The sequence below is a fragment of the Knoellia locipacati genome, from assembly GCF_044791685.1.
Lineage (GTDB): Bacteria > Actinomycetota > Actinomycetes > Actinomycetales > Dermatophilaceae > Knoellia > Knoellia locipacati_A.
Map to the genome: position 1 here is coordinate 769,631 of NZ_CP087730.1, position 25,404 is coordinate 795,034.

General features: G+C 71.5%; 24 protein-coding genes, 1 tRNA gene and 1 pseudogene. 11 read left to right on the plus strand and 15 right to left on the minus strand.

Translation table 11 applies throughout. The features are described from left to right. From LL946_RS03485 to LL946_RS03495, 3 genes are read left to right on the plus strand one after another with little or no spacing between them, the layout of a single operon-like run. On the plus strand, window positions 1-900 hold the full coding sequence (locus LL946_RS03485; RefSeq protein WP_404384827.1) for an STAS domain-containing protein: 900 nt from the start codon (window positions 1-3) through the stop codon (window positions 898-900). Next, the gene (locus LL946_RS03490) at window positions 897-1,280 is read left to right on the plus strand and encodes an STAS domain-containing protein (protein ID WP_404384829.1); all 384 of its coding nucleotides are present in this window, start codon (window positions 897-899) and stop codon (window positions 1,278-1,280) included. Before LL946_RS03485 ends, LL946_RS03490 begins: the two co-directional genes overlap by 4 nt. Continuing rightward, the gene (locus tag LL946_RS03495) at window positions 1,277-1,588 is read left to right on the plus strand and encodes a phosphatase RsbU N-terminal domain-containing protein (protein ID WP_404384831.1); all 312 of its coding nucleotides are present in this window, start codon (window positions 1,277-1,279) and stop codon (window positions 1,586-1,588) included. Before LL946_RS03490 ends, LL946_RS03495 begins: the two co-directional genes overlap by 4 nt. A gap of 37 nt (window positions 1,589-1,625) precedes the next feature. Here the strand turns inward: LL946_RS03495 and LL946_RS03500 are convergent, their stop codons facing one another. From LL946_RS03500 to LL946_RS03515, 4 genes are all read right to left on the minus strand, one after another. Then, on the minus strand, window positions 1,626-2,639 hold the full coding sequence (locus LL946_RS03500; RefSeq protein ID WP_404384833.1) for a YihY/virulence factor BrkB family protein: 1,014 nt from the start codon (window positions 2,637-2,639) through the stop codon (window positions 1,626-1,628). Between the two features lie 243 nt (window positions 2,640-2,882). Beyond that, window positions 2,883-3,125: a hypothetical protein gene (locus tag LL946_RS03505; protein WP_404384835.1), complete on the minus strand. Its 243-nt coding sequence runs from the start codon at window positions 3,123-3,125 to the stop codon at window positions 2,883-2,885. A 202-nt stretch (window positions 3,126-3,327) separates the two neighbouring features. Then, entirely contained in the window at window positions 3,328-3,933 is a 606-nt protein-coding gene (locus LL946_RS03510) for a DapH/DapD/GlmU-related protein (RefSeq protein WP_404386781.1), read from the minus strand. Further along, on the minus strand, window positions 3,926-4,285 hold the full coding sequence (locus LL946_RS03515) for a cyclophilin-like fold protein (protein WP_404384837.1): 360 nt from the start codon (window positions 4,283-4,285) through the stop codon (window positions 3,926-3,928). The genes LL946_RS03510 and LL946_RS03515 overlap by 8 nt, the downstream gene beginning before the upstream one ends. On the opposite strand from LL946_RS03515, the gene LL946_RS03520 reads away from it, so the two are divergent. Together LL946_RS03520 and LL946_RS03525 are read left to right on the plus strand one after the other, a co-directional pair. Beyond that, the gene (locus LL946_RS03520; RefSeq protein ID WP_404384838.1) at window positions 4,266-4,454 is read left to right on the plus strand and encodes a hypothetical protein; all 189 of its coding nucleotides are present in this window, start codon (window positions 4,266-4,268) and stop codon (window positions 4,452-4,454) included. The two genes, LL946_RS03515 and LL946_RS03520, sit on opposite strands and share 20 nt — an antisense overlap. Before the next feature lie 246 nt (window positions 4,455-4,700). Continuing rightward, window positions 4,701-5,605 (plus strand): annotated as a pseudogene (locus LL946_RS03525) (helix-turn-helix transcriptional regulator). 124 nt (window positions 5,606-5,729) lie between these two features. On the opposite strand, the gene LL946_RS03530 reads toward LL946_RS03525, so the two are convergent. Further along, window positions 5,730-5,802: transfer RNA gene (locus tag LL946_RS03530), tRNA-Ala, on the minus strand. Between the two features lie 73 nt (window positions 5,803-5,875). Between LL946_RS03530 and LL946_RS03535 the strand changes: the two genes are divergently transcribed. Next, a complete protein-coding gene (locus tag LL946_RS03535) occupies window positions 5,876-7,090 on the plus strand; it encodes an AI-2E family transporter (protein WP_404384840.1) in 1,215 nt (404 codons plus the stop codon). Between the two features lie 77 nt (window positions 7,091-7,167). Here the strand turns inward: LL946_RS03535 and LL946_RS03540 are convergent, their stop codons facing one another. The 6 genes from LL946_RS03540 to LL946_RS03565 all read right to left on the minus strand — a co-directional run bounded on the left by LL946_RS03540 (window position 7,168) and on the right by LL946_RS03565 (window position 12,597). Then, window positions 7,168-8,247: a hypothetical protein gene (locus LL946_RS03540; protein WP_404384842.1), complete on the minus strand. Its 1,080-nt coding sequence runs from the start codon at window positions 8,245-8,247 to the stop codon at window positions 7,168-7,170. Window positions 8,248-8,273: 26 nt separating this feature from the next. Continuing rightward, the gene (locus tag LL946_RS03545; protein WP_404384844.1) at window positions 8,274-8,939 is read right to left on the minus strand and encodes a GNAT family N-acetyltransferase; all 666 of its coding nucleotides are present in this window, start codon (window positions 8,937-8,939) and stop codon (window positions 8,274-8,276) included. Next, window positions 8,939-9,427, minus strand: a complete 489-nt coding sequence (locus tag LL946_RS03550; RefSeq protein WP_404384846.1) for a molybdenum cofactor biosynthesis protein B — start codon at window positions 9,425-9,427, stop codon at window positions 8,939-8,941. Before LL946_RS03550 ends, LL946_RS03545 begins: the two co-directional genes overlap by 1 nt. Next, window positions 9,424-9,852, minus strand: a complete 429-nt coding sequence (moaC, locus tag LL946_RS03555; RefSeq protein ID WP_404384848.1) for a cyclic pyranopterin monophosphate synthase MoaC — start codon at window positions 9,850-9,852, stop codon at window positions 9,424-9,426. Before moaC ends, LL946_RS03550 begins: the two co-directional genes overlap by 4 nt. A gap of 157 nt (window positions 9,853-10,009) precedes the next feature. After that, the gene (gene glp / locus LL946_RS03560; protein WP_404384850.1) at window positions 10,010-11,215 is read right to left on the minus strand and encodes a gephyrin-like molybdotransferase Glp; all 1,206 of its coding nucleotides are present in this window, start codon (window positions 11,213-11,215) and stop codon (window positions 10,010-10,012) included. Continuing rightward, a complete protein-coding gene (locus LL946_RS03565; RefSeq protein WP_404384852.1) occupies window positions 11,212-12,597 on the minus strand; it encodes a UTP--glucose-1-phosphate uridylyltransferase in 1,386 nt (461 codons plus the stop codon). The genes glp and LL946_RS03565 overlap by 4 nt, the downstream gene beginning before the upstream one ends. Window positions 12,598-12,660: 63 nt before the next feature. Here LL946_RS03565 and LL946_RS03570 point away from each other — a divergent pair, with 63 nt between their 5' ends. Next, the gene (locus LL946_RS03570) at window positions 12,661-13,221 is read left to right on the plus strand and encodes a 5-formyltetrahydrofolate cyclo-ligase (RefSeq protein WP_404384854.1); all 561 of its coding nucleotides are present in this window, start codon (window positions 12,661-12,663) and stop codon (window positions 13,219-13,221) included. Window positions 13,222-13,230: 9 nt separating this feature from the next. On the opposite strand, the gene LL946_RS03575 is transcribed toward LL946_RS03570, so the two are convergent. Beyond that, window positions 13,231-15,888, minus strand: a complete 2,658-nt coding sequence (locus LL946_RS03575; protein ID WP_404384856.1) for a penicillin acylase family protein — start codon at window positions 15,886-15,888, stop codon at window positions 13,231-13,233. Between the two features lie 46 nt (window positions 15,889-15,934). Between LL946_RS03575 and LL946_RS03580 the strand changes: the two genes are divergently transcribed. Beyond that, window positions 15,935-17,509: a potassium/proton antiporter gene (locus LL946_RS03580; RefSeq protein WP_404384858.1), complete on the plus strand. Its 1,575-nt coding sequence runs from the start codon at window positions 15,935-15,937 to the stop codon at window positions 17,507-17,509. A 220-nt stretch (window positions 17,510-17,729) separates the two neighbouring features. After that, on the plus strand, window positions 17,730-18,035 hold the full coding sequence (locus LL946_RS03585; protein WP_404384860.1) for an FmdB family zinc ribbon protein: 306 nt from the start codon (window positions 17,730-17,732) through the stop codon (window positions 18,033-18,035). A gap of 37 nt (window positions 18,036-18,072) precedes the next feature. Here LL946_RS03585 and LL946_RS03590 read toward each other — a convergent pair whose 3' ends face one another. Further along, window positions 18,073-19,830: a DEAD/DEAH box helicase gene (locus LL946_RS03590; RefSeq protein ID WP_404384862.1), complete on the minus strand. Its 1,758-nt coding sequence runs from the start codon at window positions 19,828-19,830 to the stop codon at window positions 18,073-18,075. Between the two features lie 135 nt (window positions 19,831-19,965). Here LL946_RS03590 and LL946_RS03595 point away from each other — a divergent pair, with 135 nt between their 5' ends. Both LL946_RS03595 and mscL read left to right on the plus strand, forming a co-directional pair. Continuing rightward, window positions 19,966-20,643 (plus strand): SAF domain-containing protein, encoded by a 678-nt coding sequence (locus LL946_RS03595; protein ID WP_404384864.1) that lies wholly within the window; start codon window positions 19,966-19,968, stop codon window positions 20,641-20,643. A gap of 131 nt (window positions 20,644-20,774) precedes the next feature. Then, window positions 20,775-21,143, plus strand: a complete 369-nt coding sequence (gene mscL / locus LL946_RS03600; protein ID WP_404384866.1) for a large conductance mechanosensitive channel protein MscL — start codon at window positions 20,775-20,777, stop codon at window positions 21,141-21,143. A gap of 83 nt (window positions 21,144-21,226) precedes the next feature. Here mscL and LL946_RS03605 read toward each other — a convergent pair whose 3' ends face one another. Next, complete coding sequence (locus tag LL946_RS03605) at window positions 21,227-21,592, minus strand: hypothetical protein (RefSeq protein ID WP_404384868.1); 366 nt, start codon at window positions 21,590-21,592, stop codon at window positions 21,227-21,229. Further along, window positions 21,589-25,338 (minus strand): AAA domain-containing protein, encoded by a 3,750-nt coding sequence (locus LL946_RS03610; protein WP_404384870.1) that lies wholly within the window; start codon window positions 25,336-25,338, stop codon window positions 21,589-21,591. The genes LL946_RS03605 and LL946_RS03610 overlap by 4 nt, the downstream gene beginning before the upstream one ends. Window positions 25,339-25,404 lie beyond the last annotated feature (66 nt).

Sequence of the window (25,404 nt, forward strand, 5' to 3'; positions counted from 1 at the left end):
ATGGACGCCGACAACACCGAGGGCCTTCCTCCGCACGCAGACCAGTCGCCGACCGGTGACGACATGCTGCTCCCCCAGCTCGTGGCACACCTGCGCGAGCACCGGGCGACGCTACGCGACGACTGGGCCTCCCGGATCCACGACGCCCATCTGCTGGAGGCGATGACGCCGCAGGAGATGGTGGCCGAGACCACCTCCGTCTACGACAACTACGTCGAGGTCCTCGAGACCGGCAGCGTGGAGGCTCTGCAGCACTACGCCCGCGACCTGTCCGAGCGCATCATCCCTCGCGGGGTGGAGACCCACGAGGTCGTGGGAATCGTGCTCCTGCTGCGTGACGTCCTGGCCCGGTCACTCTTCGAGAAGTACCAGGGCGACGTCGGCCTCCTCAACCGCGTCCTCGACGCGTACGAGCCGGCCGCCAACCGCATCGCCAACACGGTTGCGGTGAGCTTCGTCGACGAGCGCGAACGCGTGATCCGTCAGCAGCAGGACGCCATCCGGGAGCTGTCGACGCCGGTCCTCCCGGTCCGCGAGCGGCTGCTCATCCTCCCGATCATCGGCGTCCTCGACAGCGACCGTGCCAAACAGCTCACCGAGCAGCTGCTGGGCGGGATTCGCACCCACCGCGCCAAGGTCGTGGTCATCGACATCACCGGCGCACCTGAGGTCGACGAGGCGGTGGCCAACCACCTGGTGCAGACCGTCGACGCGTCGCGGCTCATGGGCGCCAGTGTCATCATCACCGGCCTCTCCCCGACCATCGCGCAGACCCTGGTCACGATCGGCGTGGACCTCAGCAAGATGAACACGATCGGAGACCTCCAGGGTGGTCTCGAAGAGGCAGAGCGGCTCCTCGGCTACACCGTCACTCGCAAGGAGGTGACGGACGGATCGTGAACTCCGGACCGGCTCTCGTCTCCATCCTGCGGCAGGGTGACACCCTCGTCGCGTCGGTCCACACTGCCCTGGACGACTCCGAGATGGTCCGGTTCCAGAATGACCTCGTCCGCCAGATCGGTGAGTACCGAGCCCGCGGCGTCATCATCGACGTCGCGGCCCTCGACGTCATCGACAGCTTTGCCTCACGAACTCTCCAGTCGATCGCAGACATCTCCCGTCTGCGGGGGGCGGTCACGGTGATCGTCGGGATCCAGCCCGACGTCGCCTTCGCGATGGTCCGCCTCGGCATGGGGATGGGCGAGGTCGCGACCGCCCTGGACCTGGAGGAGGGCATGGCCTACCTCGCGCAGGTACGCGACGCTCGCGACCGTCGATGAGCGACCTCGAGGGACTGACGCGGGACTACCGAGTGGCCTTCCAGCGGTACCTTCCCCGAGGGAGCGAGGCCGCCCTGACGTCGGGCTACGAGATCGGCCGACGGGCCGTCGAGGAAGGCGTCAGCCTCCTCGATCTTGTCGGCGTCCACCACGTCGTCCTCGCCGAGGTCCTCGATGACCGCCCTACCGACGACACCGGGATGGTCGTGCGGTCCGCGTCGGACTTCCTCCTGGAGGTGCTGTCCACCTTCGACATGGCTCATCGAGGCCTCGCTCGCGGTCACGAGGACGTCGGCCTCGCGGAGTGACGACCGCGTCCGTGCGCGTGCCACGGCAGCCCGCAGCTCACGTCGGGGTGGTCGGGGTCTCGCGGGGCGGCTCGCCGACCGGCGGGTCGACGGGTCGTTCGAAGTCGACGTCGATCTGCTGGTACTGCTTGAACCTCCCGATGCGCGCCTGCTGGGCGTAGGCCCGCCGGTCCCCGTCGGTGAGGTCGACGTTGTCGGTGAACGGCGTGAGCAGCGCCCGCGGGTGCAGGCGGTTGGCCCGCACCACGTCGGCCTCGGCGAAGAAGACCGCGCCGAACGCCGCGAGGTGGAAGAACGCGAAGAGGCCGATGACGAGGCCGAAGACACCGTTGGTCGCTGAGGTCGAGCTCACCGCACGCTCGACGAAGCCGACGCCGTAGTACTGGAGTGCCTGCCAGGTGACGGCCGCACCGAGCGCACCGACGGCCACATGGCGCAGCTTGAGGTCGAGGGCGACGGCCCGGCGCATGCCGAGGGCGAACGCGAACGCCGTGCCGAGGAAGGTCGCGACGGTCACAGCGACCCGGGTGGTCAGGGGGTAGGTGCTGATCGCCCTGGCGCTCACGATGGTGAGCGCGGTCGTGAGGATGACGAAGGCGAGGATCGTCAGCAGGAGCAGGAAGCTGCGGCCCCGGGCGTGGAACGGGTTGGGTCGTGCGTTGCGGGGCACGCCCCAGACGGTGTTCATCGCGTACTGGAAGGCCTGCCCGACACCGAGGCCGCCATAGAGGGCGACGATCCCGCTGACGAGAAGCCCGGTCCCGCTGCCACGAAGGGTCTGCGGCTGGCCGAGCTGCTCACCGATGACCGGGATCTCTGACATCGCCGAGTCGATGACGCGCTGCTGGAGGTCCGGGTAGTTCGAGAGGACGACGCTGAGAGCCGTCGTGAAGATGAGCAGCAGCGGGAAGAACGAGAGGAATGCGTAGTAGGCGATGAGGCCGACGAGGTAGCCGGCCTGGTCGTCGAAGAACTTGTAGACGACCGCGAGGGGGTAGCCCACCACGCGGTGCTTGCGCTGGAACCGGTCCAGGCCGTCGACGACACCCACGCCCGCATCCCACCACACCATCCGGTGCGGTCGAGCCATCTTCAGGCCCCCGGCGATCGGAGCCGGCCGCCCGGGTGGCCCGTTGGTGTGCCTTGGGTGCCATGGACCTCGCCGCACTGCGGCTGGAGACTGAGCGAGGTGAAGGCGAAGCAGCTCGCATGTCGGTTGCGCGGTCACCGCTGGAGGCGCTGCCGCGCCAATCCCTCCCCCGCCCCCCCTGGCGGCGAACCTCACGGGGAGGGTTCAGCGCTTGGTGGGTATCGCCTGCAACCGGAACAGGCCGGCTGCCGAAGCCCCGGCCAGCATGACGAGGACGGCGCCGACGCGCAGCAGCGACTGCCGCCCGGACACGTCTGCGGCATAGACGGTGAGGATCGCACCGAGGACGCCGTACCCGAAGCCCATCCACAGGGCGACGACCATGACCCGCGTCATCGCGCGCTGGGCCTCGGTCGGTCGACCGCGGTGGGGCTGTCCAGTGGTCATGTCATCCACCGTGTCACGGCACCGTGACTCGTGGTTCGCAAGAGCCGGGCCATCTGTCGACCGGCCCACCCGGCCCAGCCCATTCCGTGGATGCACTAGTCGATCGGCGTCGGCGCACACCGCCGGTTGGTGCCCGTCCTCACGCTTCCGGACGCGAAAGGTCAGCGTGACTCGACGTTCCGCCTGGCCGGAGGCTCACCTGTCAGCGTGTCGGGGCGCCGAATCCAGTCTCACGAACCACCTTGGCAGGCACGCCGGCCACGATGGTGTGGGCTGGCACGTCCTTGGTGACGACCGCGCCCGCGCCGACGATCGCTCCGTCGCCGATCGTGACGCCGGGGACGACGGTCACCGACGCGCCGACCCAGACCTTGCGGCCGATGACGATCGGTGCGGGCACCATGTCGGCGCGCCTTTCAGGATCCGGGCTGTGGTTGAGCGTGGTCAGGGTGCTGCCGTGGCCGATGAGACTCCCGTCGCCGATGGTGATTCCACCGGTGTCCTGGAAGCGGCAGCCGATGTTGATGAAGACGCCCTTGCCGATGGTCAGGTTCTTCCCGAACTCGCTGTAGAAGGGTGGAAAGACCATGACCGACTCATCGACCTCCTTGCCGGTGAGCTGAGTCAGCAGAGCCCGGATCTCTGCCGGGGTGCGGTATCCGCCGTTGAGCTCGGCCACGATCAGCAGTGCGGCCTGGGCTGCGCGCTGCATGAAAAGGTGCTGGCGCGACCCGCCTACGATCAGTGCGCCACCGTTCACGTGCTCCAGGAACTCCGTGAGCTCCCGAGTGGGGGCAAGGTCAGTCATCATGTGCCTCGACCTTCGCAGTGACTGGACCGTCGACTCGTGCGAGGCGCTGCGCCGCGTCACCGTCGAGCTGGCCGAGGATGACGATGCCGGGGAAGAAGGACTGGTCGCCGTAGTAGAGGACGAGGTCGTTGCCGGGTGCGTAGTAGCCGACGTCGCCCACGTCGGGGTCCGCCCCGTCAGGTTGCCCTTCCAGGGAGAGCGGTGACGGCAGCCGGCCTGTCTTCTCGACCTGACCGTGGTCGACCATGTCGATGCTCACCGGAAGCTGCGCGACGAGGTCCCGGACCGCCGCGCTGTCCGAGAGGGTCGCGGTGAGGCGTTGCCCTCCGATGGTGATCTGGACCTTCATCCTGTCCTCCTGGGGTGTGTTCTTGCTCGAGGTGGGGCTCGGTGACGACGTCTGGCTGCTGCGGACGGTCGTGGCGGGCAGGTCGGTGTCGTTGGTGGGTCTGGGTCCACCACACCCGGCACCGAGCGTGGTCAATGTCGCGGACAGCGCCACGATCAGCGCCGGGTGAGAGGAGGAGGGCGAGGTCATCGTTCGCATGAAGTCTCCGCATGCGGCCGTCCGTACCTGACCACCTGACGCATCGCCATGGGCTCCTGTTCCTCGTGGGCTTCTCGAGCTGCCGTGCCACCGACACGGGCCACGACATCGAGTCAACTCGCTCGCCCGTCGTCATGGAAGTCACTGTCGATGGGTGTACTGAGAGGGCATGTCTCAGGAGAGGAGCCGGGACCGGGCTCGGCCTAGGCTCGATCTCGTGGACAACCGCCGAGAGCTGCGCCAAGAGGTGAGTGAGTTCCTCACCACCCGTCGTGCTCGCCTCACCCCGGACCAAGTGGGCCTGCCGGCCACCGGCAGCCGCCGTGTGCCCGGACTACGCCGCAGCGAGGTCTCCTCATTGGCCGGCCTGGTGTCGAGTACTACGCGCGCTTGGAGCGCGGGCAGATCGCCGGTGCGTCTGCCGGAGTGCTCGACGCCCTGGCCCGGGCCCTGCAGCTCGACGAGACGGAGAGAGCGCACCTGCTCGACCTCGCTCGCGCGGCCGACGGCATACCGACCTCGGGCCGACCGCGGCGCCGAACCGCCAGCAGGGCGGCGAACCGGTTGAGCCTGCGGTGGACCCTGGAGGCAATCACCGATGGAGTCGCGTTCGTCCGCGATCCCCGCCAGAACCTGCTCGCCACGAACGGCTTGGGCCGTGCGTTCTACTCGCCCGTCATCGGCGCCGGTGGCCGAATGCCGAACCTGGCGAGGTTCCAGTTCCTCGACCCCGCCTCGCGCGACTTCTACCCCGACTGGGAGCTGTTCGCCCAGATGTGCGTCGGAATCATGCGGACCGAGGCGGGGCGCGACCCGCACGACCGCGGACTGCAGGATCTCGTCGGGGAGCTGTCCACCCAGAGCGAGACGTTCCGGCGCCTCTGGGCAGACCACGACGTCCGCACCCACGGTGCAGGCTCGAAGCGGTTCCACCACCCCGTCGTCGGCGAGCTGACCCTCGCCTACGAGGAGCTGGCCATCACCGCCGAGCCGGGCCTGGTGCTGATGGTCTACACCGCCGAACCGGGCTCGCCCTCGGCCGAGCGCCTTCGTCTGCTGGCGTCGTGGGAAGCACCCACTGAACGACCCGCCACGTCCCGCGGACTCGTCGATCGAACCTGAGGCAGCTGGCGAACATGACTGCCTTGCCTCGGAGTACACGGGGGGTCGACGAACAGGTTCGGTCCGAACGAGAAACCCCGTCCGACCAGCACCGAAGTGCTGGTCGGACGGGGTCTTCGTCGGGTGGAGCTGAGGGGATTCGAACCCCTGGCCTTCTCATTGCGAACGAGACGCGCTACCAACTGCGCCACAGCCCCAAAGCGGGGATCACGATAACACCGGGGACGGCCCCGGACGAAACCGGTGCGGGCCCGGCATACGCTCACACCCATGCGACTTCGTATGCCGTCCAGCAGGGCCGGTCAGGCCGACCCCGCGGACCTCCCCCGACTCGGGGCTCCCCCACCCGCGACCAGCCCGACGACCGAGCCGGTCGACCCCGATCCGGCCCACCAGCCCGCGGCCTGGCAGGTCCCGATCGGGGTGCGCACCGCGAGCGAGTGGGCCTGGCGGCTCATCGTCGTCGGCGCGGCCCTCTACGGCGCGTTCTGGCTGTTCGCCTACCTGTCCGAGGTCACCGTCCCGCTCGTCGTCGCGCTCCTGCTCGCCGCCCTGCTCCACCCCCTCGTGCACGTGCTCTCCCGGGCGCTCCCCCGCGGAGCAGCCGCCGGGCTCACCGTCGTCGGCACGCTCGCCTTCATCATCGGGATGCTCAGCTTCGTCGGCTCGCAGTTCACCTCGCAGTTCAGCGACATCAGCGACCAGGTGGCGCAGGGCGTCAACGAGGTGCGCAGCTGGTTCCGCGACACGTTCGGCATCACCGACACGCAGGTCGACGGCTACATCGACCGTCTGCGTGAGGAGCTCAGCTCGGACAACGGCAACATCGGTGAGACCGCCGCGCAGGCCGGGCTCACCGTGACCCACCTCGTCGCCGGCTTCTTCATCGCGATGTTCGCGCTCTTCTTCTTCCTCTACGACGGTGAGCGGATCTGGGCGTGGATCGTCCGCCTCTTCCCGCGCACCTCGCGCGACCGCGTGCACACGTCCGGGCTCATCGCGTGGGGTCAGCTGTCGGCCTTCACCCGGGCCACGATCCTCGTCGCCGCCGTCGACGCGCTCGGCATCGGCATCGTGGCCGCGGTGCTCGGTGTGCCCTTCGCCTCCGGCGTCGCGGTGCTCGTCTTCTTCGGCGCATTCGTGCCTGTCATCGGCGCCCTGATCTCGGGCGCGGTCCCGGTGCTCCTCGCCCTCGTCGCGTTGGGCCCGGTCAAGGCGCTCATCATGCTCGGCGGGGTCATCGCGGTGCAGCAGCTCGAGTCGCACGTGCTGCAGCCCTTCCTCCTGGGTCGCGCGGTGCGCGTGCACCCCCTCGCGGTCATCCTCGGCATCGCTGCCGGAGTCGTCGTCGCCGGCATCATCGGCGCCCTCATCGCGGTCCCGCTCGTCGCCGTGCTCAACGCCGTCGGGCACCACCTGCTCGACGACCACGACGTGCCGGACTCGCTCGAGGACGAGGTCGAGGAGGCCGAAGCCGAGAAGTAGCCCCGCCACCGGCACCCCCACGCACGAGAGCGCCGGTCCCGAGTCGGGACCGGCGCTCTCGTGCGTGGGGGTGGCGGTCAGAGACCGCTGATCCGCCGCTGCGGGAGCTCGTCGTATGCCGTCCGCTCGCCCTCGTCGTCCGCCTCCACCTGCGTGGCCGGCGCGGGACGATCGGGCGCCTTGGCCTTCATCGTGTAGGTCGGGCGGGGCACCGGACGGGGGTCCCACGTGAGCGGGATGTCGTCCTCGTCGACCTCGGGCAGGGCGACCTCTAGCACGGCGGCCGGCTGCTCGACAACCGGCTCGGCAGCGGGCTGGACCTCGGCGGGCGCGGGAGTGCTCGTCGGTGCGGCGACGTCGAACGGGGCCGAGGCCACCCGGGTCGTCTCGGCGACCTCGTGCTGCTCGACCGCGGTGGCGGCACCGGACTCGTCGCTGGCTGCCTCACCTGCGACCTCGTGCTCACGCGCCGGCGAGGCCGAGCGCGTCGGCGAGGACGAGCGCGTCGGCGAGGCAGGTGCGAGCTCGGAGCGCGAGGACGTGGGACGCACCCGCTGGCGTGCAGCGGAGCCGGCCTCGTGCCGGGCCCGGATCTCGGAGCGGACTCCGGCGCGCAGCCACGCGAAGCCTGCCGCCGCCATGACCAGCGGCACGAAGGGTGCCCACAGGACGAGGACCCCGAAGGCTGCCAGGGCACCGAAGACGAGGGTCCCGAGGAGGCCGACGAGCAGGACGATGCCCCGGGTGGCGCGGCTCGGGCGCATCGTGGCGACCTCGGGTTCGACGTCGTGGACGGGCAGGCTCCGGCGCGCCGGCATGGCCGACGTGGTCGGCGCACCTGATGTCGTGGCCGCAACCGGGGGCGCGACAGCCGGCGTCTCCGCCCGCTGGCTCTGGACGGCATACGCCTCGGCGCGCTTGACGGTGACCTGGGGGCGCATCGCGCGGGCGGGGCTCACGGCATACGTGCGCGGAGCCTGGCTCCCGGAGTCGAGCGAGGGCAGCGGAGCGCGACGCTGGAGGACCCGCATCGTCTCGGAGAAGGCGTCCACGGACTGGATCGTGGCGAGGTGCTCGCGGCGACGGACCCAGTACTGGACGAAATAGGCAGCCCAGATCCCGATGATGACCAGGAAGATGAGGCTGCTCGGCTGCACGAAGACGACGTTATGCGTGCGGGAGGTCAGGCAGTCGGACCCTCAACGGTGTGTCGCCCAAGTGACTGCTGTGACGAGTGGGTCAGACGGTCCATGACCGACTGGTTGTCCAGATCCTCCGTCGTCAGAGCGAACGACCGGTGGTCGCGCCAGTCCCCGTCGATGTGCAGCATCCGCGGCCTCAGGCCCTCGTCGCGGAACCCGAGCTTGCGGACGACGGCCAGGCTGGCGACGTTCTCGGGCCGGATGTTGACCTCGACCCGGTGCAGGCCGAGCGCGGCGAAGGCGTGGTCGGCGGCGAGCGCCAGCGCCGTGGGGACGATCCCGCGCCCTGCCAGGGACTGCGCGACCCAGTAGCCGACCGTGCACGAGCGGAAGGACCCGAGCACGATGTTGCTGACGTTGACCTGCCCGACCAGCGCGCCCTCGACCTCGACGACGAACGGCAGCATCCGTCCGGCCAGCGCCTCCTCCTGGTAGAAGTCGACGACGTCGTCGAAGGTGCGCGACCCGGAGACCGGCACCGGCGACGTCGCGTCCCAGGGCCCGAGCCAGTGACGGTTGCGGGCGCGGACCGAGACGTACTCCTCGGCGTCCTCGGGGCGCAGCGGTCGCAGCAGGATCGGGAGCCCGCCCGGGGTGGTGCCGGTGAGCACGACCGTCCAGCTCTCACGCCGCCTGCCCCACAGCATCAGTGGTCGCCCCCGGCGAGCTGGCTCAGCGCGTGGGCCAGCACCGGCTCGAGGACCTCGAGGGCGTCACGCACCCCGCCGCTCGAGCCGGGGAGGTTGACGACGAGGGTCGACCCGGCGACTCCGGCGAGGCCGCGCGACAGCATCGCGGTCGGCACCCCCGCCGCCACGCCCGCACCCCGGATCGCCTCGGCGATGCCCGGGACCTCGCGGTCGAGCAGGGCCGCGGTCGCCTCGGGCGTGCGGTCCGTCGGGCTGATCCCGGTGCCCCCGGTGGTGAGCAGCAGGTGTGGCCGCAGTGCCAGCGCCGCAGAGAGCGCGGTCGCGACCTCGGCGTCCGGGACGACGGTCGCGTCGTCGACCTCGGCGCCCCAGGTCCGCAGGCTCTCGACGATGAGCGCGCCTCCCTTGTCGGGGTAGACCCCCTGCGCGGCGCGGGTGGACGCAGTGACGACGACGGCCCGGCGCCCGCTCAGCGGCCCGCTCACGGCTCGACCCAGTCGCCCGACCGGCCGCCGGACTTGGCCGTGACCCGGACGTCGGTGATGCGGGCGTGCTTGTCGACGGCCTTGACCATGTCGATGAGGGCGAGGGCGGCCACGCTCACGGCGGTGAGCGCCTCCATCTCGATGCCGGTGCGGTCGGCGGTGCGGACGGTGGCGGAGATGTCGACGCCGTCGTCGGTGACGTCGAGGTCCACCGAGGCCGCGTGCACGGCGACGGGGTGCGCGAGCGGGATGAGCTCCGGGGTGCGCTTGACCGCCTGTATGCCGGCCAGCCGAGCCACCGCGAGCGCGTCACCCTTGGGGACGGTTCCGTCCCGGAGGGCGGCGACGGCGTCGGCCGAGAGCAGCACCCGCCCTCGTGCGCTGGCCTCGCGGGCGGTGACGGCCTTGGCGGACACGTCGACCATGTGTGCCGACCCGTCGGCCCGGACATGCGTCAGACCGCGACCGGCCCCGCCTGCCGCATTATCGGGTGACCCGATAATGGGCCGCTCGACCCGAGGTGGCGGCTCGGGTGAAGCGGGACCTTGTCGGGTCGAGCTCGGGTCGGGGAGGGCCACATCGTCAATCCTGCCCCACGAGCGGCAGCAGGTGGACGGGGTCCCCCGGCCGGATCTCCGTCGTCCGGGCGTCCACCACGGCGAGGTGCGTCGCCTCGGCCAAGGCACCGAGCATGTGCGAGCCCTGGCCGCCGGAGGGACGGACGCCGTCGCCGTCGAGGACGACCCGGGTGAACTCGACCTTGCCGGACACCGACGACCAGCCCTGCGCGGCAACGCCCCTGATCAGTGCGACCTCGGGGTCGAGGCCGGCCAGGGCGCGCAGGACGGGAAGCACGAAGACGTGGAACGACACGAACGAGCTCACCGGGTTGCCCGGCAGGGTGATGATCGGCGTGCGCCGCGGACCGACGACCCCTGCACCCTGCGGCATCCCCGGGCGCATCGCCACCTTGACGAAGTCGACGGTGCCCGTCCCCGAGAGCACCTCCTTGACGGTGTCGTACGCACCCATCGACACCCCACCCGTGGTGAGGAGGAGGTCCGGCTCGCCCGGCACGTCGGCGAGCAGGGACGCCCAGGCGTCGGCGTCGTCGTCCAGGTGGCCCACCCCCACGAGGTCGCCACCCGATGCCCTGACGAGCGCCGCGAGCATCGACCCGTTGGAGTCGACGATCTGTCCGTGGGCGAGCGGGTGCCCGACGGTGACGAGCTCGTCACCGGTGGAGAGGACGTGGACGCGCGGTCGCGCCACGACCTCCACCGCCGCGACGTTGCTGGCCGCCACCAGCGCCAGCCGTCCGGGGGTCACCCGGACTCCGGCCCGCAGCACCACGTCTCCGGCACGCACGTCCTCACCGCGTCGACGCAGGTGCCGGCCCGCCTCGGCCGCGAGTGTCAGGGCCACCCGCTCCACGCCGCCGTCGCCCTCCTCGACGGGCACGATCGCGTCGGCACCCACGGGCATCGGCGCGCCCGTCATGATCCGCATCGTCGCCCCCGGCCTGAGCGTGTGCTCACGCGTGTCACCCGCGGCGATGTCGCCGTCGACGTCGAGCAGGACGGGAGCGGCGGCACTGGCGCCGGCGACGTCGGCCGAGCGGACGGCATACCCGTCCATCGCGCTGTTGTCGAAGCCCGGGAGGTCCACGGCCGCGACCACGTCGGCAGCCAGGACGCGCCCGAGTGACTCGGACAGGGCGACGGTGACCGGCGGCAGCGCCGAGACGAGAGCGACGAGCGCCGCACGGTGCTCCTCGACGGTCCTCACGCGTCGCCCTCGAGGCGGGTGCCGTCCGCGATGGTGCGCGGCGAGTCGGCGTGCACGGTGACGTCCCCGACGCAGACGACGTCTCGGCCGAAGGTCACGTCGCCGTCGACGGAGAGCGAGTGCGCCTCGCGGATCGAGGGCACGCCGTGCGGGAAGCGCGCGTCGAAGTCCTGGACGAACCTGAACTCGCCGGACAGGTCGACGTAGGGCTCCTCGTGGTCGATGAGCGAGACGACCTGGCTGTCCCCGTCGAGCTCGTAGAGGTCGGAGCGCACAAGGAGCAGCTCGTTGGTCGTCTTGACGGGCCGGAAGCGGTCACGCGGCACGAACAGCGCCTGGGATCCCTCGAAGACCTCGACGGCCGTGCCCATCGAGGACTCGATCTGGATGACCGGCGTGGAGTCCTTGCGGGTCGGGTCGACGGTCTTGCGGTTGACGATGATCGGCAGCTCGAGCACGCCCGCCCGCTGCGCCAGCTGGTCGGCGAGGACGTCGAGGTCGACCCAGAGGTTGTTGACGTGGAAGAACTCGTGGCGCTCGTTGTCCTGGAAGTACTCCTCCTCGCCCGGTGCGACCTGGGCCGAGTCACGCAGCACGAGCCGGCCGTCACTGCGGCGTCGCGCGAGGTGACCGCCCTTGCGGTCGTTGCGGGTGCGCTCGCACACCTCGGCCACGTAGGGGATGCCATCACGGGCCATCCACGCGGGGATCCGCGGGTCGAAGGTCGCGCCGAGGTTGTCGCCGTTGGAGAGGAAGAGGTAGCGGACACCCCTGTCTCGCAACGTGTCGAGCAGTCCGCTCGACTGTAGCGCGATGTAGACGTCGCCGTGCCCGGGCGGGCACCACTCGAGCTCGGGGTCGTCGGGCCACGAGACCGGCGTGAGGTCGTCGGCGCGGAGCTTGGGCTCGGCGCTCTGGAGGAACGACAGCGGCAGCCCGTCGACGTCGAGACCGGGGTACGCGGCGAGCATCTCGAGCGTCTCGGCCTGGGTGCGGAAGGAGTCCATGAAGACGACGGGCAGCTCGACGTCGTAGCGCTCGCGAAGGGCGAGGACCTGGCGGGCGATGATGTCGAGGAAGGTCAGGCCGTCGCGGACGGGCAGGGCGGTCTTGGGACCGGAGATGCCCATCGACGTGCCGAGCCCGCCGTTGAGCTTGAGCACCGCCGACCTCGCCAGCGCCTCCGGCAGCTCGACCTCGTCGACCTCGAGCTCGGCCAGCGACCGCACCTGCCCCAGCGGCTCGATGGAGTCCTCGTGGATGTAGCCGGTGGCCTCGGCCTCGAGCAGGCCGTAGAAGCGGGTGAACGCCCCGATGGCGCGCGCATCGACGCCCCGGTCGCGCATCAGGTCGGTGGCCTGTCGAAGCCCGTCGTCACCCATGCCGGCAACCCTAGGCGAGCGAGCCGCGCCTCTGCTGTGCGATCCGGCGGCGACACTGGTGCGATGGCGCAGACACCGACGGCCCACGACAAGGCCACCCTCCGGCCGGCGCTGCTGGCCGCCCGGCGCGAGATCGTCGCCGTGCGCGACCGCGCCGTGGACGACCTGGCGCTCGCCGGCCACGTCCTCGCCCTCGTGCGCGAGCTCGGCCTGCCCGAGGGTGCCACCGTCGCTGCCTACGAGGCGATGCGCACCGAGCCGCCCACGGCGGCGACGATCGAGGCGCTGGCGGCACACGGCATACGGGTTCTCGTGCCGATCACCTTGGCGGACAACGACCTCGACTGGTGCGAGGCGGAGGACGAGCGGCGTATGCCGGTCGGTCCCGACGCGATCTCGGCCGCCGCCCTCGTCCTCACTCCCGGCCTCGCGGCCGACCACAGCGGCACGCGGCTGGGGCGTGGCGGCGGGAGCTACGACCGCGCACTGCACCGACGAGGGGCCGGCTCCCGAGTGCTCGTCGTGCTGCACCCGGGAGAGGTCAGCGAGCAGCCGCTCCCCCGCGACGAGCACGACCGCCCCGTCGACGGCGTGCTCACCGCCGACGGCCCCACGTGGTTCTGAGGCCGACGGTCAGCTGTCCGGCAGCAGCGCGAGCTCCTCGTCGGTCGCCTCGCGCACGGCCTCCTCGGTGAAGGCCCACGGCTTCTGACGACCCTCGACCCAGTCCTCGGTCTGGTCGTCGTAGTGCCCGTTGAATGCGTGACCGCTCACACCGGTCTGGTTGATCCACGTCGAGCGGTCGAGGTCGTCGAGGTCGACGACCATCCGCATCGACGGCGCCCAGGTCGTCTCGTAGCCGAGGTTGGCCCGCCAGCCGTTGGCGTTGACGATCGAGGAGCCGCCGGGCATCTCGAAGCCGCCGCGGTTGAAGATGCTGCGGACCACGCCCGGGACGGTCTCGCCGCCGAGCACCTGGTGGGTCAGGTCGAGGGTGTGGAGCGCACCCCACCGCCAGTCGTCGGGGTCCTTGCCGAGCGACCTCGTCAGCTCGAGCCGCGCCTCGACCTGGGCCTGGCGCAGGATCTCGTCACGGCTCTCGGTCACCCCGGCGGTCTGGCGGTTGTCCCACCACGCGCTCCTGGGGTTCTCGAGCAGCCGCGTCACCGCGGCCATGTGCCGGCTGTTGCCGTCGGCCTGGAGGTCCTCGGGCACCTCGTCGTCGAAGAGCAGCCGGAGCAGGTTGGCCCACACCGCGTTGTAGTAGGCCGCGGCCGCACCGGCACGTGAGTCGTCGGCGGGCGTGGTGAAGTCCCAGTCGCGCAGCAGGTCCTGCGCCTCGCGGGTGAAGGCCACCTCGGCGTCAGAGTCACCCGGTCCGGCGAGCGGCACGGCCAGCAGTGCCTTGACGAGCACCGGGGCGAACTGGTTGCGCGAGTCCATCTGGATCCCGGCCATCGTCGCGGCCGTCACCGTGGCGCCACCCTTGGTGGCGTCGGTGAGACGGTCGCGGATCCGCTGCGCCCGGTAGCCGTAGTCCCACTCGGTGGTGAGGAACGGCGTCCGGCTCATCGTCACGGGCTGGTTGGCGGTGACGATGAAGCCCTCGTCGGGGTCGAGCACGGTCGGCATCGAGTCGAACGGCACGAAGCCCTGCCAGTCGTAGGCCTCGTCCCAGCCGGGCGCCGGCCAGAACCCGGGCGGCGCGCCCTTGAATGCCGAGGCGCGCACCGGCACCTGGCCCGGCGCCTGGTAGCCGATGTGGCCGTCGACGTCGGCATAGATGAGGTTCTGCGCCGGCACGGCGAACGACTTCGCGGCCTGCCGGAACTCGGTGAAGTCCTGCGCGACGTTGAGCGCGAAGATCGCGTCGGCGGTCTTGCTCGGCTGGAGCCCGGTCCACGCCATCGAGACCGCGAAGTCCTGCTGGCCCGTCGGTGTCTGCCCCTCGGTGGCCGGCACCGGTGAGTGCTCGCCGGCGTCGTCGAGGGCGGGCAGGACGTCGGACATGATCGGGCCGTGGCGGGTCGACCTCACCGTGATCGTCTCGTCCGGCTTCCCGGCCACCTTGATGACCTCGCGACGTGTCTCGACCGGCTCCCAGGTCTGCCCGCGCAGCACCCGGTTGCCGTCGACCCTCTCGAGGTAGAAGTCGCTGACGTCCGGGTCGAGGTTGGTGAAGCCCCACGCGATCTTGTCGTTGTGGCCGATGACGACGCCCGGGACGCCCGAGAACGAGAACCCGGCGACGTCGAGCGGGCACTGCTCGGTCTTCTCGCGGCAGTGCAGGCCGACCTGGTACCAGATGCCGGGGACTCCGGGAGAGAGGTGCGGGTCGTTGGCGAGCATCGGCTTGCCCGTCGCCGACTTCTGCGGCCCGACGACCCACGAGTTCGACCCGATGTCCTCACCGCGGCCCATGAGGGCCGGGATGGCATCGAGCGCGCGGCCCACCGCGGCATACGCCTGCTGGGCCGAGGTGCTGCCGAGGGCGTCGGCGACCTCGCGCGCGGACGCGCCCACGGCGCTGGAGCCGAGGGCTGCGGGGACGCTCGACGAGACCTGGCCGGCCGGTCGGCGCGGCGCCCACTGCTCCGCGGTGAGAATCGGGGTGTTGGCGACGTCGTAGGCCGGGTAGAGCTCGGAGATCTGCGCGCCGGTGATCCGTGTCGAGAGACGGGCGCGGGCCAGCTCGTTGGAGTAGTCGCCGCGCAGGTCCCACGCCATCGCCTTGAGCCAGGCGAGCGAGTCGGCCGGCGTCCACTCCTCGATCCGGTAGTCGGAGACCCGGGTGCCGAGGACGACGTACTCGAGCGAGGCCTGCGACGGCGAGCGCCCCCGGAGGTAGGCGTTGACGCCGTCGGCGTAGGCCTGGAGCGTCGTCCGCGTCTGCGGGTCGAGGGTGGGCAGTTCGGCCTCGGCGACGCGTCGCCAGCCCATCGTCCGGATCGCCCGGTCGGTCTCGAGACCGGCGTCGCCGACGAGCTCGGAGAGGCGGCCGGCGGTCACGTGGCGCCGAAGATCCATCTCGAAGAAGCGGTCCTGTGCGTGGACGTAGCCCTGCGCCTTGGCGATGTCCGTGACGCTGTCGCCGTAGATCTGGGGGATGCCGCGGTCGTCACGCAGCACGTCGACCCGGGCCGCGAGTCCCTGCACCTTGATCTCGCCCTCGGTCTGGGGGAACGATCGCCGGACCAGTGACACGCCGACGACCGACAGGACGAGGGCGGCCACGACGAGGACACCGACCAGGGCCAGGGCAGCACGGCGCGCAACGCGGAGGGGACTCACCCTGCGAGACTAGGACAGACATCCGCAGCACTTGCAAGGACGGGCCGTGATCACGACTTCGGGTATGCCGGGTGCCGGCCTGACGTCCCGGGTCACCGCTGCCGGAGTGGTCGCGGCCGAACCGGACAACCTGCACTCGCTCTCGATCGCGCTGCTCATCGGCGCCGCGGTGCTCATCGTCGCGATCGCCGCGGTCAAGCTGTCGACCCGCTCGGGCCTGCCCTCGCTGCTCATCTACCTCGGCATCGGACTGGCCCTCGGCAACCGCGGCCTCGGCATCGACTTCTCCGACGAGGAGCTCACCCAGGTCCTCGGCTACGCCGCCCTCGTCCTCATCCTCACCGAGGGCGGGGTGACGACGAAGTGGGAGACGATCAAGGGCTCGCTGGCTCCCGCGGCCACCCTCGCCACCGTCGGCGCCTTCGTCTCCATCGTCGTCGTCGCCGCTGCCGCCCACTACGTCCTCGAGATGCCGTGGAACACCGCGCTGCTCATCGGGGCCATCCTCGCCTCGACCGACGCCGCGGCCGTCTTCGCCGTGCTGCGCAAGGTGCCGCTCCCCCGCCACGTGAGCGGCATGCTCGAGGCGGAGTCCGGCTTCAACGACGCCCCCGTCGTCATCCTCGTCACGGCGCTCGCCACGGGGTCGGCGGCCGGCACGGGGGTCGAGTCGTGGTGGTCCCTCGCCACGCTCATCAGCCTCGAGCTCGTCGTCGGGTCGGCCGTCGGCCTCGGGGTGGGGTGGCTCGGCGGCCGCCTGATGGCCCGCGTCGCGGGCGGCTCCTCGGCGCTGTTCGCGATCGGCGTCGTGTCGGTGTCGGTCCTCGCCTACGCCGCCGCCGACGTCGTGCACGCCTCGGGGTTCATCGCGTGCTACCTCGCCTCGCTCGTCCTCGGCAACATGGGCCTGCCGCACCGTGCCCCCGTGGCCGGCTTCGTCACGGCGCTCGGCTGGCTCGCCCAGATCGGCCTCTTCGTCATGCTCGGCCTGCTCGCGGACCCCGCCCATTTCCCGGACCAGATCGTCCCCGCGCTCGTGCTCGGCCTCGTCCTGCTGCTCCTCGCGCGGCCCCTGTCGGTCATCGCGTCGTGCACCCCCTTCGGGATCGGGTGGCGCACCCAGGGCTTCCTCTCGTGGGCCGGTCTGCGCGGCGCCGTCCCGGTCGTGCTCGCCACGGTGCCGATGACCGTGGGGACGGGCGGCGTCGAGTGGATCTTCGACCTCGTCTTCGTCCTCGTCATCATGTTCACGATCGTCCAGGCGCCGACGCTGCCGTGGGTCGCCCACAGGCTCGGGCTCGACCGCTCCCACCACACCTACGACCTGGCCCTCGAGGCGACACCGTTCGACGACATCGGCGCGCACCTCCTCGAGGTGACGGTCGGGCCGAGGTCCCGCCTCGCTGGCGTCCAGGTCTACGAGCTGCGCCTGCCCCCGGGGGCCAACGTCGCCCTCGTCGTGCGCGAGGGTGCGTCGTTCGTCCCGAAGGAGACGACGCCGCTGCGGCGCGGCGACCAGATGCTCGTCATCACCCCCGCCGCGGTGCGGGCCGTCGTCGAGAAGCGCCTGCGCGACGTGAGCCGGCAGGGCCGCCTCGCCGGGTGGTCGACCCCGGACTGACCCGCTCCGGACCCTCGCGTCCGCCAACTCGACGGCATGGCCACCGAAACGGCGGATGCAACGCCCCGTGGGCGGACGGCATACCCCTGCGTCCGGCAACTTGCCGGCATGGCCACCGAAACGGCGGACGCAACGCCCCGTGGGCGGACGGCATACCGGAGCATCCCCGGGCGTTCCGTATCCTTGAGACCGCTCACCCGCATTGCCCAGGAGGATTCCCGTGCCCACGTACGCCTACGCGTGCCGCGACTGCGACCACCGCTTCGAGGCGGTCCAGTCCTTCAGCGACGACTCGCTCACGGTCTGCCCCGAGTGCGAGGGGTCCCTCCGCAAGGTCTTCAACTCGGTGGGTGTGGTCTTCAAGGGCGGCGGGTTCTACCGCAACGACTCGCGTGCCACGTCGAGCAGCACCTCACCGGCGACCCCGTCCTCGGACTCGTCGTCGAGCACGAGCGGGTCGGCGAAGAAGGACTCGTCGACGAGCACGTCCTCGACCCCGGCGGCCTCCTCCGCAGCCTCCGCCTGAGCCGACCCGTCCCTCTGGGTCCCCCCGCCCGTCGGCGTCAGGCGCGCGGGCCCTTGCGGTGCGGCTTCCGCTCGGGGCGGCCACCGCGCTCGCTCGACTCGCTCAGCTTGATGAGCTGACCCGAGATCCGGGTGGCGCGCAGCTTCTCCCACGTGCCCTCGGGCAGGGTCGCGGGCAGCTCCACCAGCGAGTACTCGGTGCGGATGTCGATGTGGCCGAAGTCCTGGCGGCCCAGTCCACCCTCGTTGGCCAGCGCCCCGACGATCTGGCGGGGCTCGACCTTGTGGCGCCGGCCCACGTCGATCCGGTAGGTCGACATCGGTCCGCCGGAGCCGCGGTGCGGACCCCGCTCCTGGCCACGGTCGTGGCGACCGCCACGGTCGTCGCCGTCCCGGCGCGGTCCCCGGTCGTCACGGCCGCCGTCGCGCTCGCGTCGCGGCGGACGGACGGGGTCGGGTCCGAGCAGCATCGGCTCGTCGCCCTGCGCGACGACGGCGAGGGCGGCCGCGACGTCGGCCTCGGGCACGTCGTGCTCGCGGACGTAGTGGGCGATGACGTCGCGGAAGGCGTCGAGGTCGCTCGAGGCGAGGGCCGCGGTGATCCGGTCGTCGAACCGGTTGAGCCTGGTGGCGTTGATGTCCTCGACCGAGGGCAGCTGCATCTCGGTCAGGGTCGTCCGGGTGGCCTTCTCGATGGCCTTGAGGAGGTAGCGCTCTCGGGGCGTGACGAACGAGATCGCGTCACCCGTGCGGCCGGCTCGACCGGTGCGCCCGATGCGGTGGACGTAGGACTCGGTGTCGGTCGGGATGTCGTAGTTGACGACGTGGCTGATCCGCTCGACGTCGAGCCCTCGGGCGGCGACGTCGGTCGCGACGAGGATGTCGAGCTTCGCGGCCTTGAGCTGGGCCACGGTCCGCTCGCGCTGTGCCTGGGCGACGTCTCCGTTGATGGCGGCTGCTGAGAAGCCACGGGCGCGCAGCTTCTCGGCGAGCATCTCGGTCTCGTTCTTGGTGCGGACGAAGACGATCATCCCCTCGAAGTTCTCGACCTCAAGGATGCGCGTCAGGGCGTCGATCTTCTGCGGGTAGGACACGAAGAGGTAGCGCTGGGTGATGTTGGGCGCCGTCGTCGCCTTGCGCTCGACGGTGATCTCAAGGGCGTCGGTGAGGTACTTCTTCGAGATCCGGCGGATCTGGCTGGGCATCGTCGCCGAGAACAGCGCGACGTGCTTCTCCTCCGGGGTGTCCTTGAGGATCGTCTCGACGTCCTCGGCGAAGCCCATCTTGAGCATCTCGTCGGCCTCGTCGAGGACGAGGAAGCGCAGCTCCGAGAGGTCGAGCGTGCCCTTCTCGAGGTGGTCCATGATGCGTCCGGGCGTGCCGACGACGATGTGGACGCCACGGCGCAGTGCGCTGAGCTGGACGCCGTAGCCCTGTCCGCCGTAGACGGGCAGCACGTGCACCCCGGGCATCCGTGATGCGTACTTCTCGAACGCCTCGCAGACCTGGAGCGCCAGCTCACGGGTCGGAGCCAGCACGAGGGCCTGAGGCGTCTTCTGCTTGAGGTCGAGCCGGCTGAGGATCGGCAGGGCGAAGGCCGCGGTCTTGCCGGTGCCGGTCTGCGCCAGGCCGACCACGTGCCGCCCCTCGAGCAGCGCCGGGATGGTCGCTGCCTGGATCGGCGAGGGCGTCTCGTAGCCGACGTCCTTGAGTGCCCTGACCACACGCTCGTCCAGACCGAGGCCGGAGAAGGTGGGCTGCTCGGGCTCTGCGGGGGTCGCGTCGTCGTCACTCACAACCTGACCGTAGTGCCGCGAGGCCCGCGACGGCGAGTCGCTGACTCGTCCACAGGCGGTCCGAGGCGGCGGCACCGTCCACAGTCCGGCCTCCGGCGATCGCGGTCGAGCCCGCGCCTGCCTAGCGTCGAGCCCATGCCCCGCTTCCACCTTGCCGCGCTGCGCCGACCCGAGATCCTCGGCCCGTCCCGACGTGCCCGGTGGCGACGCTGGGCGCTGCGCCGGGCCCTGGCCGCGGCGTGCGCGACCGCCGCGACACTGCTGCTCGTCGGCGTGGTGCGACCCCCGCCGCCTCCCACGACCCGGGTGGTCGTCGCCGCCGAAGCGCTGCCGGGCGGCGGTGTCCTCGGGGAGAAGGACCTGCGTGTGGTGCAGGTCGGGCGCGACTCAGGGTTGGTGGCGACCGTCGCGGACCTCCGCTCCCTGGTCGGGCGACGCCTGGCGTCACGCGTCGAGCCCGGTGAGGTCATCACCACCACACGCCTGGTCCCGCGGTCGCCCCTTGACGGCGCTCCGCCGGGCACGGTGGCCGCCCACCTCCTCGTCGCCGACGCGCACGCACTCGATCTCGTCTCGGCCGGCCGAAGGGTCACGCTCTACCCGGACACGGGTGGCGCCGCCCTCGCCCAGGACGTCCTCGTCCTCGGTGTCGACACGCCCGGCAAGGCCTCCTTCACCGGATCGTTGCCCGGGGGCGACGACGGTGCGCGCGGGCTGGTCACGGCCCTCGAGCCCGCGGAGCTCGAGCGCATCTTCGCAGGTCAGCGTCCAGACGGCGGTCCACCCAGGGTGCTGGCCGTCGTCACCGGCTGAGCGGGGCGTGTCCCGGTGGGCAGGTGGCCCGTCGCTGAGCCGCGCGGGTCCTCCGGGCAACTTGTACGGTGGCACCGCTTCGGCGGAAGGCACGTCGGGCAGCGTGACTCCGACAGAAAGGCGCTGATTCCATGAACGGTTTCAAGGACTTCGTCCTCAAGGGCAACGTCGTCGACCTGGCGGTGGCGGTCGTCATCGCGACCGCTTTCGGCAAGGTCGTCGAGGCCATGGTGAAGATCATCATGGAGATCGTCGGCAAGATCGGCGGGACCCCCGACTTCTCCAACTGGACGCCGGGTGGCCTTTCGATCGGCGCATTCCTCACCGTGCTCATCTCGTTCCTCATCCTCGCCGCGGTGATCTACTTCTTCGTCGTCAAGCCCTACACGGGCGCCAAGGCGCGCTTCTTCCCGGACGAGCCGGACGCCGAGACGGTCGACCCCAACACCGAGCTCCTCAAGGAGATCCGCGACAGCCTGCGCGCCCGTCCCGGTCTCTGACCGAGCGCGACGCTTCGGGGTTCCAGACCCGTACCGCCACGGGGCGGGAGCCAGCACCGCTGGTTCCCGCCCCGAGTCACGTCTCAGGACCAGTGGGGCGGGCGGTTCTCGCGCAGCCACCGGGCTGCGGCGTCATCGTCACCGGGCTCGCCCCAGCCCTCATCGGTGTCGTCCTTGGTCTGCTCCATCTTCGGTGCCGTATGCCGTCCGCTCACCTCGGGCTTTCGTGCCTCCGACTCCGGGGTCGCCCTCTCACGCACCTCGGCCTCCCCAGCCTCGGCGTCCGCCGCGTCGGCTTGGCCGGCGTCGGCCCCGTGTGCGGAACGCTCAGCTGACGGCTGCGCCTCCGGCTCGACACCCGACTCGGGTGCCGGGCGACTGGAGGTGAGACCCTCCTCCGAGCCCACCCGCTTCGGGGCGCTCGAGGCGCGACGGCGGCGTCGGGTCACGGCGCGCCGCGCTCGGCCAGGGCGTGGATCCGCGCCACGTCGCGCGCCGGGTCGCGGAAGGCGTCACGTGTCCACACGCGCACGTGCTTCCAGCCCAACCGACCGAGGTGCTCGGCACGCAGCCGGTCACGGTCGCGGGCACTGGACATCGCGGCGTACTCCGGCCCATCGGACTCGACGGCGACGACCATCCGGCCGCGGTGCCGCGGGTCCTCCACGGCGAGGTCGATCGGGTCCGCCGACGAGCCGTAGCGCTCGTGGACGACAAGGCCGCTCGCCCGCAGCCGTCGGGCGAACTCCGCCATGACGACCGACTGGACCGGCGCGGTGGGTGCGACGTCGGCAGGTCCGCCGGTGGTCTCGGCGGCTGTCGAGGCGGCGGCGTGGGCGAGGAAGTCGCGCAGCATCTGGGCGCCGCGGGCCTTGAGTCGCGAGGGCTCCAGCTCGTCGGCACCGATCGAGGACACCACGGTCATCCGACGCTTGGCCCGGGTGATCGCGACGTTGAGGCGGCGCTCGCCGCCCTCGGTGTTGAGCGGGCCGAAGCGGTGCAGGACGCGGCCGTGCGGCGTCTTGCCGTAGCCGACCGACAGGATGATGGCGTCGCGCTCGTCGCCCTGGACGCGTTCGAGGTTCTTGATGAAGAAGCGCTCGTGCACGTCCTCGGTGAAGAAGGCCGCGGCCTGGGGGTCGAGGCCCTGCAGCGCCCGGCGCACGGCGTCCTCGAGTCGCTGGGTGTGGGCCAGTCCGAGGGCGATGACGCCCAGGCTTTCGCCGGGTCGGGTCCGGGCGTGCTCGAGGACCAGGTCGACGACCTTCTCGACCTCGGCCTGCGTCGTCTCGACGCTGGCGGCTCCCTCCTCGACGACACCGACGCCATCGACGAGCTCGTGGCGCAGCACCGGTGCAGAGCCGGTGCCAGGGAAGGTCACGAGGGATCCGTCGTAGACGTGCTCGTTGGCGAAGGCGATGAGGCGCTCGTCCTGGGAGCGGTAGTGCCAGGACAGGTGCCGGCTCGGCAGCGTGGCCGCGAGGACGTCGAGGATCGACTCCACCCCCTCGGTGAGCGAGTCGTCGGGCGAGGCGTCACCGCCCTCGGTGACGGTCGTGAAGAACGACGTGGGCGGGAGCTGCCTGGCGTCGCCGGCGAGCACGACCTGGCGCGCGCGAGAGATGGCGGAGACCGCCTCCGCGGGCGGGATCTGTGAGGCCTCGTCGAAGACGACGACGTCGAACGAGACCCCCGGGGGCAGCACGGACGCGACGACGAGAGGGCTCATGACCCAGCACGGCCGCGCGGCCGTGAGCAGCTCACCGGCGACCGGGAGCAGGTCACGCAAGGGGCGGTGGCGGCGGGACTTCGCGCCCTCGGCACGCACGATGCTCTCGAGCTCGGGCGAGTCGCCGAGCACGCGGTCGACGTTGGCCCGCACGGCGGCGCGCACCCGGGAGGCGTTCTGCCGCAGCACCTCTCGGTCCGCGCCGGCGAACTCCGCCACGGTGCGGCGCAGGTCCTCGCCGTCGTGGGCGCCGACCCGCGCGTCGCGCAGGGCGATGTCGTCGAGCACCGAGCTCCACCACACGAAGTCGGCTTCGGCCGCCACGTGGTCGGCGGGCACGCGACGCCCGGCCAGGTCCTCGAGCAGGGGCCCGAGCCCGGCGGCGCGCATGGACTCGACCGGCCCGATGATCGACGGGACCACGGCCAGCCGGTCGGGTGCGTCGGCCAGGGCCTGCAGCCTGGTGGCGAGCTCGTCACGGGGGACGTCGAGCAGCGAGTCGGAGTCCTCGGCTCGGGGCACGCGCTCGTCGAGCCAGGCCAGGTCGGCCGCGAGGACGGCATACGCCTCCATGGCACGGTCGAGGTCGGCCGGCATCTCGGGGCGCCCACCGGCACCGGCCATCTCCTTCCACGCGCTCCGCTGCTCGCTCGCTTCGCGGAGCGCGGCGTGGAGGTCGGCGGGCGGGCGACCCGGGCGGACGTAGCGACGCACCTGGCGTCGCAGCCCCCGTCGCTCCCACCAGCCGAGGTCCGCACCGACCGACGAGCGGTACTCGGGCGTGCCGGTCGCGGCGACGAACTCACCCAGCGGCACGTCGAAGATCTCGGGCCGGAACGTCTCCAGGGTGTCGCGGACCTGGGCGACGGTGTCGAGGATGCGACCCCAGTCGCGCACGGTGCGCGAGGTCGGGAGCCGCAGCCCGGTGAACACGTCGGTCAGCGTACGGCCCACCTCGGCGATGGCCGGGCCGGACCAGCGCTCGACGAGCTCGCGGGCGCGCACGGCGTCTTCGGGCGTGCGCACCGTCGCGCCGTACCAGGGGTCGGAGCCGTGGTCGGTGCACCAGGCGCCGAGCGAGGCCACCCGGGTGAGCTCACGGGTGAGCACCTCGTAGCGGTCGCGCGGCAGGGACTGCAGCGCCTCACCCCGGATGCGGACCCGCGAGTGCGGCGGGCGCTCCGACGAGCCCAGTGCACTGATCGCCTCCTGCACGTCGTGCACCGACACACCCCACGGGTGACGGGGCTCGTGCATCGCGCTGCGGTGCTCGAGCAGGGTGGCGGCGGTGGTGCGCAGCCGGTCGACGTCACGGCTCGGCGGGTCCGCCGGGCGGGGCGAGCGGCCGGGCAGGGCGGACACGAGCTCGTGCGCGATGCGGCGCCGGCCCCGTGCGCCGTCGTGCAGGTCGAGCACGAGGTCGCCGAGTCCGACCCGGTCGAGCCGTCCGACGACGGCATCGATGGCTGCGCGCTTCTCCGCGACGAAGAGGACGCGCTTGCCGTCGGCAGCGAGGGCGGCGACGAGGTTGGCGATGGTCTGGGACTTGCCGGTGCCGGGTGGACCGTGGATGACGAGGTGGGCACCCGAGCGGGCGGCCTCGATGGCCTCCTGCTGCGAGGAGTCGGCGTCGAGGACGAGGAGCCCGCTCGCCGGGTCGGGCACGACGTCCAGCGCGCGGCTGGGCAGCTCGTGCCGGACCGAACGCAGCGCCGTCGGGTCACCGGCGATGGCGGCGATGACGTCGTGGTCGGCGAGGGCGTCGCCGTGCGCGGCGAGGTCGGCGACCATCGGCAGCTTCGCGTAGGAGAACGTGCCGAGGACGATGCGGGGCGCCACCTCGAACTCCGGCACCGACGCGCACTCCTGCGTGAGCGCGGCGTAGGCCGGGTAGGGGTCGAAGCCGTTCGAGGTGTGCGCCAGGCCCTCGAGCCTGTCGGAGTCGATCGTCAGGCCCTGCTCGGACGCGAGGTAGTGCTCGAGCACGGGGTTGAGCTCGATCTCGTCGCCGAGGTCGAGCTCGTAGTCGTCGTGCTGGGGCGTCGTCGGGCGCAGCGTGCAGCTGCGCAGCAGCACCGGCGCGGCCGGTTGGCGGGCCGCGGCCGCGCCCCCTCGTCCCAGGCTCCACGTGGCCATCCCCACGGCGACGAAACCGGTGTCGATGCCGCGCTCCTCACGCAGCTCGCGGGTCTTGGCCGCGATCGTGCGGGCGCGCCGCCGGGCCTCGTCGAAGGCGGCCGGCTCCCGGACCAGGTCGCTCAGCCGCGTCGGCCTCCCCGCCAGGAGCATCGCGACGCCGCCGGGATGCGCCGTCGTGAGGTCGAGCGTGCCCGACGGGAGGTCGCGGTACCAGAGCAGCGTGTTGCGCCCACCGAGGTCGACGAGGTGCCGCGTCCAGCCCGCGACGGCGTGGCGGACCCGCTCGGTCCGCGAGTCGATCTCTGACTGCGGTCCGGATTCGCTCACCTCCGCAGGCTAACAACGACAGTCCCGTATGCCGGGTGCCGCCACTCGTCGCGACGCTCTCGGTCC